15 protein-coding genes are annotated in these 15,451 nt (G+C 58.4%); 8 read left to right on the forward strand and 7 right to left on the reverse strand.

Annotated features, from left to right (window positions below):
• Positions 1 to 240 precede the first annotated feature (240 nt).
• The 3 genes from uvrD (at position 241) to KDX37_RS17575 (ending at position 4,019) form a co-directional block, all read left to right on the forward strand.
• Positions 241 to 2,424 (forward strand): DNA helicase II, encoded by a 2,184-nt coding sequence (gene uvrD / locus KDX37_RS17565; protein ID WP_231653977.1) that lies wholly within the window; start codon positions 241 to 243, stop codon positions 2,422 to 2,424.
• A 213-nt stretch (positions 2,425 to 2,637) separates the two neighbouring features.
• Positions 2,638 to 3,480: a Tim44 domain-containing protein gene (locus KDX37_RS17570; protein ID WP_231653978.1), complete on the forward strand. Its 843-nt coding sequence runs from the start codon at positions 2,638 to 2,640 to the stop codon at positions 3,478 to 3,480.
• A gap of 131 nt (positions 3,481 to 3,611) precedes the next feature.
• Positions 3,612 to 4,019 carry an SMI1/KNR4 family protein gene (locus KDX37_RS17575; RefSeq protein WP_231653979.1) on the forward strand — a complete coding sequence of 136 codons (408 nt, stop codon included), beginning with the start codon at positions 3,612 to 3,614 and terminating at the stop codon, positions 4,017 to 4,019.
• A gap of 40 nt (positions 4,020 to 4,059) precedes the next feature.
• On the opposite strand, the gene KDX37_RS17580 is transcribed toward KDX37_RS17575, so the two are convergent.
• Positions 4,060 to 5,826, reverse strand: coding sequence for a cation:proton antiporter (locus KDX37_RS17580; protein ID WP_231653980.1), 1,767 nt, complete (start codon positions 5,824 to 5,826; stop codon positions 4,060 to 4,062).
• Positions 5,827 to 6,126: 300 nt separating this feature from the next.
• On the opposite strand from KDX37_RS17580, the gene KDX37_RS17585 reads away from it, so the two are divergent.
• Positions 6,127 to 6,612 carry an acyl-CoA thioesterase gene (locus tag KDX37_RS17585; protein WP_231653981.1) on the forward strand — a complete coding sequence of 162 codons (486 nt, stop codon included), beginning with the start codon at positions 6,127 to 6,129 and terminating at the stop codon, positions 6,610 to 6,612.
• A gap of 44 nt (positions 6,613 to 6,656) precedes the next feature.
• On the opposite strand, the gene pdxY is transcribed toward KDX37_RS17585, so the two are convergent.
• Complete coding sequence (gene pdxY, locus KDX37_RS17590) at positions 6,657 to 7,523, reverse strand: pyridoxal kinase PdxY (RefSeq protein WP_231653982.1); 867 nt, start codon at positions 7,521 to 7,523, stop codon at positions 6,657 to 6,659.
• Positions 7,524 to 7,637: 114 nt separating this feature from the next.
• Between pdxY and KDX37_RS17595 the strand changes: the two genes are divergently transcribed.
• Complete coding sequence (locus tag KDX37_RS17595; protein WP_231653983.1) at positions 7,638 to 8,030, forward strand: DUF3301 domain-containing protein; 393 nt, start codon at positions 7,638 to 7,640, stop codon at positions 8,028 to 8,030.
• A 29-nt stretch (positions 8,031 to 8,059) separates the two neighbouring features.
• On the opposite strand, the gene KDX37_RS17600 is transcribed toward KDX37_RS17595, so the two are convergent.
• Positions 8,060 to 9,040, reverse strand: coding sequence for a CobW family GTP-binding protein (locus KDX37_RS17600; protein ID WP_231653984.1), 981 nt, complete (start codon positions 9,038 to 9,040; stop codon positions 8,060 to 8,062).
• A 53-nt stretch (positions 9,041 to 9,093) separates the two neighbouring features.
• Between KDX37_RS17600 and KDX37_RS17605 the strand changes: the two genes are divergently transcribed.
• Complete coding sequence (locus tag KDX37_RS17605; protein ID WP_231653985.1) at positions 9,094 to 9,474, forward strand: NADH:ubiquinone oxidoreductase; 381 nt, start codon at positions 9,094 to 9,096, stop codon at positions 9,472 to 9,474.
• A 4-nt stretch (positions 9,475 to 9,478) separates the two neighbouring features.
• Here KDX37_RS17605 and KDX37_RS17610 read toward each other — a convergent pair whose 3' ends face one another.
• Positions 9,479 to 10,129: a DUF1826 domain-containing protein gene (locus KDX37_RS17610; RefSeq protein ID WP_231653986.1), complete on the reverse strand. Its 651-nt coding sequence runs from the start codon at positions 10,127 to 10,129 to the stop codon at positions 9,479 to 9,481.
• Positions 10,129 to 11,337, reverse strand: coding sequence for a zinc metallochaperone GTPase ZigA (gene zigA, locus KDX37_RS17615; RefSeq protein WP_231653987.1), 1,209 nt, complete (start codon positions 11,335 to 11,337; stop codon positions 10,129 to 10,131). Before zigA ends, KDX37_RS17610 begins: the two co-directional genes overlap by 1 nt.
• Before the next feature lie 142 nt (positions 11,338 to 11,479).
• Here zigA and KDX37_RS17620 point away from each other — a divergent pair, with 142 nt between their 5' ends.
• Positions 11,480 to 11,869 carry a glutamine synthetase gene (locus tag KDX37_RS17620; protein ID WP_231653988.1) on the forward strand — a complete coding sequence of 130 codons (390 nt, stop codon included), beginning with the start codon at positions 11,480 to 11,482 and terminating at the stop codon, positions 11,867 to 11,869.
• Positions 11,870 to 11,885: 16 nt separating this feature from the next.
• Here the strand turns inward: KDX37_RS17620 and KDX37_RS17625 are convergent, their stop codons facing one another.
• On the reverse strand, positions 11,886 to 13,112 hold the full coding sequence (locus KDX37_RS17625; RefSeq protein ID WP_231653989.1) for an N-acetylmuramoyl-L-alanine amidase: 1,227 nt from the start codon (positions 13,110 to 13,112) through the stop codon (positions 11,886 to 11,888).
• Positions 13,113 to 13,311: 199 nt separating this feature from the next.
• On the reverse strand, positions 13,312 to 13,833 hold the full coding sequence (locus KDX37_RS17630; RefSeq protein ID WP_231653990.1) for a DUF3617 domain-containing protein: 522 nt from the start codon (positions 13,831 to 13,833) through the stop codon (positions 13,312 to 13,314).
• A gap of 172 nt (positions 13,834 to 14,005) precedes the next feature.
• On the opposite strand from KDX37_RS17630, the gene cls reads away from it, so the two are divergent.
• On the forward strand, positions 14,006 to 15,445 hold the full coding sequence (cls, locus tag KDX37_RS17635; protein ID WP_231653991.1) for a cardiolipin synthase: 1,440 nt from the start codon (positions 14,006 to 14,008) through the stop codon (positions 15,443 to 15,445).
• The last annotated feature ends 6 nt before the right edge of the window (positions 15,446 to 15,451 follow it).

The following is a 15,451-nucleotide window of genomic DNA, read 5'->3' on the forward strand; positions in this document are numbered from 1 at the left end:
CAGGCGAACAGGGCCTTGGCCTTGAGCGTGTGCGGAGCATACACAAGGCCTCGGGCAGACCCCACTGCCGAACAGCACAAAAATATCAATTTGCTATCAGCCAATCCGTATGAATCATCTTGAAAGCACGTGGCGCAGTGCTTTCAGGCAGCCCCTACCGGTCGTCAGCACTGCTGTTTTTTTGCTGACGGAGGTAAAGCATGGTTTGCCCGACATGGCGCAGCACCCTAGAATGCGCTGATGCGCGATGATCTCTCTCTCCTTCTGAATTCCCTCAACGATGCCCAACGTCAGGCCGTAGCCGCCTCCTTGGGTCGTCAGTTGGTCCTGGCCGGTGCTGGCTCCGGCAAAACCCGTGTGCTGGTGCACCGCATCGCCTGGCTGATGCAGATCGAGCAAGCCTCCCCGCACTCAGTCCTGTCGGTGACGTTCACCAACAAGGCCGCTGCCGAGATGCATCATCGCATCGAGCAACTGATGGGCATCAGCCCGGCCGGCATGTGGGTGGGCACCTTTCACGGCCTGGCACACCGTCTGTTGCGGGCGCACTGGCAGGAAGCCGGGCTGGTGCAGACCTTCCAGATTCTCGACAGCGACGACCAGCAACGGCTGGTCAAGCGCGTAATCCGCGAGCTAGGGCTGGACGAACAGCGCTGGCCCGTCCGTCAGGCCCAGTGGTTTATCAACGGCCAGAAAGACGAAGGCCTGCGGCCACAGCATATCCAGGCCAGCGGCGATCTGTTCCTGACCACCATGCGCAGCATCTATGAAGCCTACGAGGCCGCCTGCCAGCGAGCGGGCGTTATCGACTTCTCCGAACTGTTGCTGCGTGCACTGGACCTTTGGCGCGACAATCCTGGCCTGCTGGCGCATTACCAGCGTCGCTTCCGTCATGTGCTGGTCGACGAGTTCCAGGACACCAACGCCGTGCAGTACGCCTGGCTGCGTCTGCTGGCTCAAGGCGGCGACAGCCTGATGGTGGTCGGCGATGACGACCAGTCCATCTACGGCTGGCGTGGCGCCAAGATCGAGAACATTCATCAGTACTCGAGCGACTTTCCGGACACCCAAGTCATCCGTCTGGAGCAGAACTACCGCTCTACCGCAAGCATCCTGAAGGCGGCCAACGGTCTGATCGTCAACAACACCGGTCGTCTCGGCAAAGAGCTGTGGACGGATGTGGGCGATGGCGAGCTGATCAACCTGTACGCGGCGTTCAACGAACACGATGAAGCGCGTTACGTGGTCGAGACTATTGAAAGCGTGCTGAAAAAAGGCGTGTCGCGCAATGACATCGCCATCCTGTATCGCTCCAACGCCCAATCGCGGGTGCTGGAAGAAGCACTGCTGCGTGAACGTATTCCTTACCGCATCTATGGCGGTCAGCGATTCTTCGAACGCGCCGAAATCAAGAACGCCATGGCCTACATGCGCTTGCTGGAAGGCCGTGGCAACGATGCGGCACTGGAGCGGGTCATCAATGTCCCGGCGCGCGGCATCGGCGAAAAGACCGTCGAAGCGATTCGCGAGCATGCGCGTCATGCCGACGTCTCGATGTGGGAAGGCATGCGCCTGCTGGTGGCCAATAAAGGCCTGACCGGCCGCGCGGCCACCGCACTGGGCGGTTTTATCGAACTGATCGAAACCCTGTCGGCCAAGGTCATGGACATGCCGTTGCACTTGATGACGCAAACCGTCATCGAGCAATCCGGGCTGATCGACTATCACCAGCAGGAAAAAGGCGAAAAAGGCCAGGCTCGGGTAGAAAACCTTGAGGAACTGGTCAGCGCAGCGCGCGCGTTCGAGAACACCGAGAATGACGAAGAGCTGACCCCGCTGGCCGCCTTCCTGGGGCACGCCTCACTGGAAGCAGGCGATACCCAGGCGCAAGAGCACGAAGAGAGCATTCAGCTCATGACGCTGCACAGCGCCAAGGGTCTGGAGTTTCCGCATGTGTTCCTCGTCGGCATGGAAGAAGGGCTGTTCCCGCACAAGATGAGCCTGGAAGAACCTGGCCGCCTTGAGGAAGAGCGTCGTTTGGCCTATGTCGGTATCACCCGCGCCATGCAGCAACTGGTGATGACCTACGCCGAGACACGCCGCTTGTACGGCAGCGAAACCTATAACAAGGTTTCGCGCTTCGTCAGAGAGATACCACCCGCGCTGATCCAGGAAGTACGTCTGTCCAACAGCGTCAGCCGTCCGTTTGGTGGTACGCAGAAGGTCAGCAACAGCAGCCTGTTCAACGGTACCGGCATTCCGGAAACCGAGTTCAAGCTAGGCCAGCACGTGCAGCACGCGGTGTTCGGTGAGGGCGTGATCCTCAACTTCGAAGGCGCAGGTGCGCAGGCTCGGGTACAGGTCAACTTCGCCGAAGGCAGCAAGTGGCTGATGATGGGCTACGCCAAGCTGGTCGCGCTGTAATTCATCCGAAAACCACAACGCAGAGGCAACTGTCCTGTGCATCCGGTGCCTGATGGTCAGGCACTGGAGAATCTGTCGAAGACCGTTGCTCCCACAAGCGGCGCTGAAATTTCTTACGCAACTTGTGTAAAAGTCCGAAACATTAACGCGCTGGTCAGACCTTCATTGGCTGTGCAACATGGCGTGCGTGCAATCACACAACGGGAATCCCTTATGCAACGTTTTCTAAGCATCGCGATGGCGCTGTGCATCTCGCTCACCATGAGCCTGGATGTAAACGCTGCGCGCTTCGGTGGTGGCAAGAGCATGGGCTCGGCGCCGACGCACCAGGCTCGCCAGGCCACGCCTTCCACTCCAGCAGCTGCCCCTAACGCTGCTGGCCGCCCTGCCCCTGCGGCCAGCGGTGCTTCGCGCTGGCTGGGCCCACTGGCCGGCATCGCTGCTGGCGGCCTGCTCGCCTCGATGTTCATGGGTGACGGTTTCAACGGCTTGCAGCTGTTCGACATCCTGATCATGGGCCTGATCGCTTTCCTGATCTTCCGCTTCATCGCGCGCCGTCGTCAGCAGCAACAGCCAAAAATGGCCGGTGCCGGTGTGCCTTACCAGCGTGAGAACAGCCAGCCTGCGCAGAACCCGATCTTCGGTAGCGCTGCCGCTGCGTCCGCCGCGCCGGTAATCAACGCGCCAGCCTGGTTCAACGAGGAACGCTTCCTGGAAGCGGCACGCGGTCACTTCCAGTCGTTGCAGCAGCACTGGGACGCGAACGAGATGGACAAGATCGCCGAGTTCGTCACTCCTCAGATGCTTCAGTTCCTCAAGAAAGAACGCGCTGATCTGGGTGACGGCTTCCAGTCGACCTACATCGACAACCTGAATGTACAGCTGGATGGCGTTGATGATCGTGCAGACAAGACCATCGCGACTCTGACCTTCTCCGGTGTCTCGAAGACCTCGCGCTTCGATCAGGGTGAAGTGTTCAGCGAAAGCTGGAACATGGAACGACCACAGGGCGATAACCAGCCTTGGCTGGTGGCAGGTATTCGCCAGAACGGTTGAACCAGATCTCTTTCCTGCGTTCAGAACCCCGGACATGTCCGGGGTTTTTGCTTTATCCGTTCGGATAGTTATTTTGAGAAAGGCTTTACGCTACTGTATAACCCGCGCCATCAAGTGAGAGGATCTGTGTCGTGGAAGAAGTCATCGAACAACTGCGTGAAGCGAATGAGCCGGTACCGGTGCCGCTCGAGCTGCCCGACGAGGACCTGCTGGTCGAAATTGAAGAACAGCTGTTCATCAATATTCCGTTCGTCTTCAAGGAGTTTCTCCTGACGGTGAGCGACGTGGTATACGGCAGCCTGGAGCCCGTCACCGTGACCGACCCTCAGTCACACACGTATCTGCCGGAAGTCTGTGCAACGGCGTGGGACCTTGGCGTACCGCGTGAGCTGATCCCGATCTGTCAGGACGGCGACGACTACTACTGCGTCGAGGAAGACGGCACGGTTGTACTGTGGTCGGCCGAAGAAGAACTGGTCACCGAAGAAAGCTGGGAATCGGTCTGGCACTGGGCTCGGGATGTCTGGCTGGAAAGCTGAGACAACCCGACCGTTTCACGTAAAAAGAGCGTCGCCGGGCTCAATGCCCGGATGACTCTTGATTGTTGTTGCCCAGCGTTTCGAGCAAAGCGATCTGCATCCGCGTATGCACACGGATGAACCATCGCCATAGCAGTGCCGCCACCAGCGCTGCCACCAGCACGATGACCAACAGTAATTCGCTGGCGGGCAGAATGCTTGCCGACAGCGCCGCCAGCATCACGAAAATCACCACCAGCGACAGCAGCGGTATCACCTCCGCCACTATCTTGCGCACCCGCACAGTATGACGACCGGCCATTTCCGGTTTGACGCCCATCTCTGCCAGCAGCATCGACAACGCCTTGAGCTTGCGGTACGCGGCAATCAGGAACGGCAGCGAAAGCAGCAGCGCAGCGCCGCAGATCCAGGCTTTCTGAAAACTGACGTCCGCCACCCACTCGCTCATGTAGCCGCCAATGCGTTCTGCGAAGTAACCGCCGCAAAAGAAGATCGCCATCACCAGCGCCAGGTTGACGCCCACCTGCAACAGGATTCGCCGGATCATTTTCGCCAGCACCGCTCCTTCACCCTGCGGTTGAATACTGCGCAGCCATTCGCCATACATGTTGAACACCCTGGCAACCCGCCCGGGCACCACTGCTGCCAGCTTGATGGACAACGGGTCGGCACCGCGAATCAGATAAGGCGTCAGCAACGTTGTGATCGCTGAGACCGCCACTGCCACCGGATAAAGAAAGTCGCTGGTGACCTGCAGGGTCATGCCCAGCGCGGCGATGATGAAAGAGAACTCGCCAATCTGTGACAGCCCCATGCCCACACGCAGCGAGGTGCGGCCATCATTACCGGCGATAAAAGCGCCTATGCCGCACGACAGCATCTTGCCCAGCACCACTGCGACAGTGATAACAGCGATCGGCCAGGCATAGGCCAGGAGGATATTGGGATCGATCATCAGGCCGATGGCGACGAAGAAGATCGCGCTGAACATGTCGCGAATGGGCTCGATAAGCCGCTCTATCTTCATCAATTCCCTGGACTCAGCCATGATCGCGCCAATCAGGAATGCGCCCAGCACCATGCTGTATTCCAACTTCACAACCAACAGACAGAAGCCGAAACACAGACCCAGTACCGTCACCAGCAGCATTTCGTTGCTCTGGAACTTGGCGACGTAAGCCAGCAGGCGCGGCACCACCAGAATGCCGATCACCAGCGCCACAATCATGAACAGTGACAGCTTGCCGACGGTGGAGAACACTTCGCCCGAACTGACCGAGCCGCTGACGGCGATACCTGACAGCAGCGCGATGATACCGATGCCGAGGATGTCTTCCACGATCAAGACACCAAAGATCAATTGGGCGAAGCGCTCGTTCTTCATCTTCAGGTCGTTGAGCGCCTTGACGATGATGGTGGTCGAGGAGATCGCCAGAATCGCGCCCAGAAACAGCGAATCCATGGTTTTCCAGCCGAAGAACTGGCCAATCTCATAGCCGATCCAGATCATCAGGGCAATTTCGAGGAAGGCTGCAATGAACGCTGTCGCGCCCACCTTGAACAGCTTGCGCAGGCTGAATTCCAGCCCGAGACAGAACATCAGGAAAATCACACCCAATTCAGCCAGGATCTTGATGGTGTCCTCATCATGGATAAGGCTGACCGGCGGCGTGTGGGGGCCAATGAGGAAACCGGCGACGATATAACCCAGCACCACTGGCTGGCGAAGACGGTGAAAGATGATGGTCACCACGCCAGCCACCAGCATGATTACTGCCAGGTCTTGAATGAAATTGATGGCATGCATGGTGTACAGCTCCTTGTTGGTAAAGACTCCTCAAGGCGTATCGACAGCCTTGATCCGACATTCGCCGGGAATTCGTCATAAAAATCCGACGAGAACGTAGGAAAAACCCCGATCCACGGGTTTTTCAAGATTAACACTGCACCCCTTGGCAAAAAGCCGGTGCAATATATGGAAACAGATAGGTTCGAGGCGTGACGACCGCCTGCTGACCAGCGTCCCGATAACTGTCTTTTTATGAAACTCCGACCTCAAGCGCCGGCATAAGGCGCCACTTGAACACCTTGACCGTGTGAGTACGCTATGGAACCCGGAAACGCCCAGCTGTCGATGACTGTATTGATGACCCCGGACATGGCCAATTTCTCTGGCAATGTGCATGGCGGTACGTTGCTCAAGTACCTGGACGAAGTTGCCTACGCCTGCGCAAGCCGTTATGCCGGACGCTATGTGGTGACGTTGTCGGTGGACCAGGTGATTTTCCGCGAGCCGGTCCACGTCGGTGAACTGGTGACTTTTCTGGCGTCGGTGAACTACACCGGCAACACGTCGATGGAAGTTGGCATCAAAGTCGTGACAGAAAACATCCGCGAGCGCTCGGTGCGTCACTCCAACAGTTGCTTCTTCACCATGGTGGCAGTGGACGATAACCGCAAACCCGCCAGCGTTCCGCCGCTGGAGCCGGAAAGCGCAGAAGCAAAGCGTCGCTTTATTCAGGCGCAGCAACGCCGCCAGATCCGCCAGGAACTGGAAAAGCGTTATCAGGAAATCAAGGAAGAAGCGCCGTAATCAACCGGCCCAGGCAAGGACGCCTGAGCCAGCCCGCTCGTGGATTACAGCCGTGTCGCCTCGAAGCGTACACGTGGATGAGCGATCCGATCCTGCGCCCGCACCAGTTCCAGCTCATAACTGCCACACGCCTGGGTTTCCAGCAGCACTTCGTGCACTGCCGCCGCGGTGAATTCGAACGCTGCCACCAGATCGTCGCCCAGCAGTACGCGCGCGAGAAACAAACCTGACGTCAGATCGCCCACGCCCACTGGCTGGCGCGGAAAAGCCAGCAGAGGACGGCGCAAATGCCAGCTGGCTTCGGCAGTCACCAGCAGCATTTCGAAGCCATCGGCGGCTTTGCCGGGGTAATCAAGGTGTTTGACCACCACAGCTTTCGGACCTCGGGCCAGCAACGCCCGGGCCATCGCCAGGCAGTCGAGCAGCGAATCAGGCTTGCGGCCCGAAAAGCTGTCCAGCTCCAACTGGTTGGGGCACAGGAAGTCAGCCATCGCCGCCGCCTCATCCAGCAGAAAATCACTGACTTCGGCTGGCACGATGCAGCCTTTTTCAGGATGGCCCATCACCGGATCGCACAAGTACAGGGCCTTGGGGTTGGCCGCCTTGATACGCGCCACGCCGGTCAGAATGGCACGGCCCTGCGCCGCACTGCCCAGATAACCAGAAAGCACCGCGTCGCAATTACCCAGCTCGCCGATGGCGGCAATGCCGTCGATCAGCGCCGGGATCTGTTGCGGGGCCAGCACTTCACCTGTCCATTGCTTGTATTGGGTGTGATTGGAGAACTGAACCGTGTTGAGCGGCCAGACATTGACCCCGATACGCTGCATCGGGAACACCGCTGCGCTGTTGCCGGCGTGGCCAAACACCACATGGGACTGGATAGCGAGCAAGTGGGGTGTACGCTTCATGGGAGAATCCTGAACACGATGCAAATGCAATAATGAGAAATATAAGTTGTGCAGTATGGCTGTAAATCACTCCGGGCAGTTAAGCTGGTGGCTCCTTTGTTGGAGCACTCCGTCATGCTGACCCTGGGAAACATTTTCGTGCTGATGCTGTTCGCGAGCGCCGCGGCCTGGTGGTGGCACGCCCATGGTCTGCGCGAAAAAGCGCTGGAGCGAGTCAAGCAGCATTGCGCAAGGCTCGAACTCGAGTTACTGGACGGCAATGTCGCCCTTCGCCGCCTGACCTTCGCCCGCGATGCACAGGGCCACAAGCGTCTGGCAAGGGTCTATGGCTTCGAATTCACTGTCACTGGCGAACAACGCCATCCCGGTACCATCACCATGTTTGGCGCCCATACCGCTCAGATCGAACTCGCACCTTACCCGTTCGAGATCAAGACGCCACCGCCCAGCGCTGAAATCATTCAGATGAACGAGTGGCGCCAATCCCACCAGAAGTGGAAGCAGTAAGCGGTGCGACGGGTCTGCCGAGTGTTCGCTCAGCTTGATGAAACCACACACGCCGCCAGCTGCGCTTGCAGGGCAGTTGCGTCCTGAAGTGTTGCAAAAATCAGTTCCAGACGTGAATCCCTGCGCCATTCGCTGACCTGCCAATCAAACTGCACGCCATCTACTGCGTTACCCGAGCACCAGCCATCCGTGTGGTGGATTACCATTTTGGCTCTCCGCCAGGTCAGGCTCCCGAGCCAGCCTTGCACTCGTTCAAGATCAAAACGCATGGAAGGGTGCCAGCGCCACCCGATGCTCCAGCCATCCTCGCCGGTTTGACTCAGACAGATCGGCACTGCCGGATCGACCCACACTGCGGGAAGCTGGCCAACGCTGGCAGGCACGCTCAGGTTATCGACAATCGTTTTATCCACAGCCCTGACGTCATCGAAGCCCGGCAATCTCTCCAGTGGCAGGTCGCCGTGTCTGGTCCAGAACAGTGCGTGCGACTTGAGCTGTTCTGCCAGACGCTGGCGAGACGCTTCGTCCAGATGCTCGGACTTGTTCATCACCAACAGCTGCGCCTCGAACAGCGCCTGTTGCTGAGTCGCTGGCAACGGCTGACCTTCAGCCATGGCCGCGGCATCCAGAACCAACACCGCCGGTTTAACGGCAAGCACGCCCAGCCAAGGCGCTTCACGCAATTGCGCCATGAGCTGCGCCGGATGCCCCAGCCCTGACGGCTCAATCAGCAAGCGATCAGGCCTGACCTTGCGCAACAGACGTCCCAGCCCGATTTGAAACGGCACACCGTTGACGCAGCACAGGCAGCCACCAGCCACTTCACCAAGTGCGATACCATCCGCCTCCGTAGTCAGCAGCGCTGCGTCCAGACCGATCTGCCCGAACTCATTGATCAGCACCGCCCATCGTTCATGAGCAGGTTTTTGCGACAGCAATTGTTTGATCAGGCTGGTCTTGCCAGCGCCCAAAGGGCCGCCGATTACATGAGTCGGGATGTTCTGCAGCATGGGGACTACTTCTGAAAAGTGCGACGACCATTGAAGAGCAAGGAACGGTAACGATGCAAGTGATGTGGCGGTCTGGTCGAATGACGCTGACCCTGATGCTGCTGGCGGTGCCTTGTTCGCAGGCGTGGGCGCAAGCGTGTCTGGTGCACAGCCAGGCAGAGAGGCTCGACGTCAAAGTCTGCCAGGAAAATATCAACATCCCGCAGGATCTGTTTCACGATGGCTTCTGTCAGCCGCAGTTGGCTGGGCAAAAACCCGACGTCAGCTACTCGCAACAGTGCCCCACAGGCGCATTTGGCGTCTGCCGCAATGCACAGGTCGCCAACATGCCCTACCGCGAACACATTCACTATTATGGGGTGGCCAGTGACGCCCTGTACCTGAAGCCGTTTTGCGAAGGCCAGAGCAAGGGCGAATGGGTCACCCCTGAATGACCGTTCACGCCAGCCAGTCCAGGGTCAGAATCAGACGCCGCTCGTTACGCGCCACCGGCGGTGACCGGTGCACCAGGCCAAAACCTTCGTTACCGCTCCAGCGCTCACCCTTGAGCAGCGCAACTTCGCCGCAGTAAATCTGCTGAATCAACGTAGCCTCATCCGGCTCCGCCTCAGGGCGACCCAACTGCTTGCGGTCGATGGCGCCTTCTTCCAGCCACTGGCTGCCTATGCCGGCATACGTAGTGATCAGGCGCACCGGTACGTGATCCACATGAAAGCGCGGGCACATCGCCTTGTCGAGCACGCGCAGTCGCAGACCGACGCACTGTGCGCCCAGCAGGCACGCGTAGGCACTGACCAGCCATGACACGTCAGCGATGAACCCGTCATAGCCCTGTAAATCCGCGTAGGACGAGGCCAGTGTGCGCAGGTCCGGCTCGACATCACCGCCCTTCACATCGAGGCTCATCGACTCCGCCAGCGGCTCGTTCATCGACAGCAATAACGCACCGAAGTCCCGAACATGTGCGGGCAACTGGCGCTGCCAGATGGCGAGGTTGACCTCATCTTCAAGCACCTGACTCAGTACATCCGGCGTTATGCCCTGCACCTGTTGCACCGAAGAGCGGGTTTTCAGCAGATACGCGAGCATCAGGCAGCCACCTCTTCATGCCATGGACCAAAAGGGTCGGCCAGCTTGCGCCAGCTTTCCACGCCAAACGCCATTTCACAGTCGGTGAGCAGGCAGTTGTCCAGCTCTGCGGTCAATTGGGCAAAATCAATATTTTGCCCGATAAAAACCAGCTCCTGACGGCAATCGCCGGTTTCCGACGACCAGTTTTCCATAATGGAGGTCACGTCTTCCTGGTCCTGAGGCCAGCTTTCGCGCGTTACAAAGCGCCACCAGCGACCTGCAAAGCCATGCCGCATCAGCCCGCCTGCCTGCGACCAGCTGCCGGCATCCTTGTATTTGCTCGCCAGCCAGAAGAAGCCCTTGGAGCGCAGCAGTTTGCCGTTGGTCCATGGTCGGTTGATGAAGTCAAAAAAGCGCTCTGGGTGGAACGGACGACGTGCCCGGTAAGCCGTTGAGGCAATGCCGTACTCATCGGTTTCAGGCACGTGTTCGCCACGCATTTCCTTCAGCCAGCCAGGCGCCTGAGAGGCACGGTCGAAGTCGAAGCGGTGGGTATTGAGAATTTTCGCCAACGGTATTTCGCCCATCACCATCGGGACGATTTCGGCGTCAGCGTTGAGGCGCTTAAGGATGGCCATCAACTCTTCGCGCTCGACCGAGCTGATCAGGTCAATCTTGCTGACCAGGATCACGTCGGCGAACTCGATCTGTTCGATCAGCAGATCAGTGATTGACCGGTCGTCTTCTTCATCCAGGGTTTCGCCCCGGGTCGACAGGCTGTCGGCGGCCTCGTAATCCAGCAGAAAGTTGACGCCGTCCACGACCGTGACCATGGTGTCTAGGCGCGCGAGGTCCGCCAGGCTTTTGCCTTCTTCGTCGCGGAAGGTGAAGGTTTCAGCCACCGGCAGCGGTTCGGAAATCCCGGTGGATTCGATCAATAAGTAATCAAAACGGCCGTCCTGAGCCAATCGGCTGACCTCTTCCAGCAGGTCTTCGCGCAGGGTGCAGCAAATGCAGCCATTGCTCATCTCGATCAGCTTTTCTTCCGCTCGATTGAGACTGACGTCACGCTGGACTGCGCCGCCATCAATATTGATTTCACTCATATCGTTGACGATGACGGCCACTCGCAAGTTTTCACGATTGCGCAGCACGTAATTGAGTAAGGTGCTTTTTCCGGCGCCGAGAAAGCCGGAGAGGACGGTAACAGGCAGACGATTCAACATCAGGATTCTCCAACCGGGCGGCAAGGCTTGGGCCTTGTTCATATGGGCTGCAACGAATCCATGAAGCAGCCGACTCTCATCAAGCCATGATGTTATATTATAACAACTCTAAATAGCTACAGCGCTCAATGAAGGTAATGTCATGACAAGGGGCTCATTTGCGTTGATGGCACTTCTGGCGCTGGCCAGCGCACCGGCATTGGCGATGGGCCCCAGGCCATCGGCCGATCTGGCGCTCTGCACGCGCAGCGCGACTGTACTGGCCTGCCGCGATGCAAGCGGCAACAGCTACAGCGTGGTCACCGCCGGGCAAACAACCTGGTTAAAGGGCTATGAGACGCTCGACAAGCGCCGCTGGGTGCAGACCAACAGTCGTTACGACCAACTGACGTTCTTTACCGGGCTGGCTTCGGATGGCGAGGCTTGGGTGGGGACTATTCAGCGGGTGGGCTGGACGACCATCACGCGGGTTTCAAGCTCAAAGGGCACGCGCAGCAAAATCACCTGCAGCCGACTGAACGGCTGCCGCTGATGGCTGCTGCGCGACCTCAGGCCTGCTGCTCCTGCTTCTGCGCCTGAACCCACGCCATGTGCGAATCCACAGGCGGATTGCGCTGGAAGTAACGCTGCAAGCCGTCGAACAACCCATCCGCCACGGCCTGTTGATGACGCGCTGTTACCAGACGCTGGCTGTCTCGACTATTGGAGATAAAACCGGTTTCGACCAGAATCGACGGCACATCCGGCGATTTGAGCACCGCGAAACCCGCCTGTTCCACGCGCTTCTGATGCAGCGTTGTGATGCCTTCCAGGCTGCCCAATACGGTATGACCCAATTGCAGACTGGCGGCGATGGTGGCGTTCATCGACATGTCGAGAATCACCCCGGCCAGCATCGGGTCCTTGTCTTTCAGGTTGAGCAGCGAAGTTGCGCCCAACAGGTCAGCACCGTTTTCACGCTGTGCCATGAAGCGAGCCGTCGCCGACGTTGCGCCGCCTTCGGACAGGGCGAACACCGATGCACCAGATGCCGTAAGACGTGGCGCCGCGTCGGCATGTACCGAGATGAACATGTCTGCATTGGATTTGTGAGCGAACTCGACACGTTTGCGCAGCGGTACGAAGAAGTCATCGTTGCGCACCAGACGCACGTCAAACCCTTTTTCCCGTTTCAATCGCCTGGCCAGCAATTGCGCAATCGAAAGCACCACATCCTTTTCCCGCTCGCCTCGCGAACCGACTGCACCCGGGTCTTTGCCACCGTGCCCGGCATCGACCACGACCATGATGTCGCGGCCGGTACTGCGCGCCTTGGCAGGATTTTGCACCGGGACTGGCGGAGGCAGCTCGGCCATTTGTACAGGCGCACGGGCTGTGGAACTCATGTCCAGCACCAGACGATGCCCCTGCCCGCCTTCCGGGCCAAGGAGAAAGCTGCTCAGTTGTACCGGCGCAGTCAGGTCCAGAACGATGCGCGTGTCGTCACCCTTGCCGTAGTGGCCGGAGCGAATCGATTTGATCACGGTTCGGTCCAGCGCCAGCTGACTGAAATCGCCGGTCAGCCGTGAACCGCTGACATCAATAATCAAACGGTCTGGCGCGGTCAGGGAAAAGGTCTTGTATTGCACTGGGCCGCTCAGGTCGAGCACCAGTCGCAACTTGTCATTGGTGCGCCACAGACGCGCGTTGCTGATTTGCGTGGCATAAGCGCCAAGAGGCAACGTCAGCGCGGCGCCAGCGAGAAGCATGTTGAGCAGCATTTGGCGTCTGTGCATGGAATGTCTCAAGAGCAGGCTGAGCATCCCGGCTCATGAAGGTTTCATCCGCATAATTAGTAACAATATAACATGCAGTTACAAGCGAAAGATGAAGCCTTTCATGAAGATTCCGTCATGGAACACGTGCCTGAAAACGACAATAAATCGTTGTCGACGGGCAAAGTGTTCCACGTGGAACGTAAGTCCATGAATTGGATCAGGTACGCGGCGCAACCGTGCCGCACTTCGGTCCCAGCCATACGGCGCGGGTGTCCATGCTGCCGTTCTGTTGTTGACCGGTCGCATTGAAAGTACCGACCACGTTGGTGGTGAACTCACGATCGCTCAGAAATTGAGCCTGCCCGGTGCCCTGAGCTTTGGGGCAACTGAACTGGAAATTCCAGGTCTTGCCATTGCGCGCAGTGATCTTTTGCGTGCAACCGGATTTTGGATCAGTCAGCGGAATATTGTCAGACTGCACCTGAGCCTGCGTCAGGCAGACCTGCACCCCTTTACCCGCCAAAGTGACGCCCTGCTTTTGCATCATCTGTTCCATCATGGCGCGCTGTTCCGGTGGCAGGTTTTTCAACTGCCCGAGCATCAATTGCAGGTCGGGTAGCTGCTGACCATCCACTTTCATATTGCTGGACGTCACTTCCCACAAGCCCGGCTGCAGCATCTGCGCCTGAGCCACAGGAGCTGCCAGGCAAAACATCCAAGCCAACATGCGTTTATTCATTTGAAAAATTCCTGAGCGGGCAGTTACTGATACACACGAGGGCCGGGATAAACCGGCCAAGAGATGAGACTTAGACGACACAAGGGCTCCCCAGTTGCAGCGGGAATAAAATAGCGACAATCCCCCTCCGCTGTGGTCTGTTAAGCAGCAAAGGCGAGGAGCATTGTTCCACATGGATTATCACGACCCGTATTTTTTCGGTTACGTCCTGGGTTTCATTCATTTGCTGGGAACCGGTGCCGCCATCCATGCGTTGCTGACAGTACGCACATCACAAGGCGCGATCGCCTGGGCGATGCCGCTGCTGTTCATTCCGTATTTCACCTTGATCCCGTATCTGGTCTTCGGACGCAGCTCCTTTGATGCCTACATCAAGGCACGCCGCGACGCGAACCAGGAAATGCGCGTTGCCATCGGCAGCCTGAACTGGCGACCCTGGATCGAAGAGGCGGTGGCAGCACGCCGCAGCGACGCCTACGCATCGCTGCGTGCCATGCCCAGGCTTGGGCATATGCCTGCGCTGGCGAACAACAAGGTGCGACTGCTGATCAACGGTGAGGCAAGTTTTGGGGCAATGTTTGAAGCCATCCGCCAAGCCAGGCAAACCATCCTCATTCAGTTCTTCATCATTCATGACGACAACCTGGGGCGTCAGTTGCAAACCTTGCTGCTGGAGAAGGCAGCACAAGGCGTAGCCATATTTGTGCTCTACGACCGCATCGGCAGTCATGCATTGCCTGGCGCCTACATCGAGACGCTGCGTGCAGGCGGCGTGCAGATCAAGGCTTTCGCTACACACGGCGGCTGGCTGAACCGGTTCCAGATCAACTTTCGCAACCACCGCAAGATTGTCGTGGTCGACGGTCTCAAGGGATACATGGGCGGGCACAACGTCGGCGATGAGTACATGGGGCTCAAACCGCCTCTGGCACCCTGGCGTGATACGCATGTTGAAGTGATAGGACCGGTGGTGGCCTGCTTGCAGGAGTCATTCGCTGAAGACTGGTTCTGGGCCACCCGAGAACTGCCGCCATTGAGCCTGCCCGACGAGTTCCCCGAAGATGGCGTACTGTGCCAGTTGCTGGCCAGCGGTCCGGCTGACGCGCAAGAAACCTGCTCGCTGTTTTTCGTTGAGGCCATCCATGCCGCCGAAGAGCGCGTGTGGATCACCAGCCCTTACTTTATCCCTGACGAAGCCGTGTCAGCGGCCTTGCGTCTGGCGGTGCTGCGCGGCGTGGACGTTCGCTTGCTGCTGCCTTCCCGTCCTGACCACTACGTGGTCTACGCGGCTTCCAGCCTGTATGCCTTCGATGCTGTCAGAGCAGGGGTGCGCGTTTTTCGTTACGAGCCAGGTTTCCTGCATCAGAAAGTGGTGCTCGTCGACAGCGAAATCACGGCGATTGGCAGCGCCAACCTCGACAACCGCTCGTTCAGGCTCAACTTCGAACTGATGCTGCTGACCGTGGATAGCGACTTTTCACGCGAAGTTGAAACGATGCTCACCGCCGACTTCGCACTGGCCCGTGAAATATCGATCCAGGAAAGCAAGGAGACGCGCCGCCTTCACCAGTTAGGCATGCGCGTAGCGCGGTTGATATCGCCGATTTTGTAGGCTCAA

It is taken from the genome of Pseudomonas californiensis, from assembly GCF_021147775.1.
GTDB lineage: Bacteria > Pseudomonadota > Gammaproteobacteria > Pseudomonadales > Pseudomonadaceae > Aquipseudomonas > Aquipseudomonas californiensis.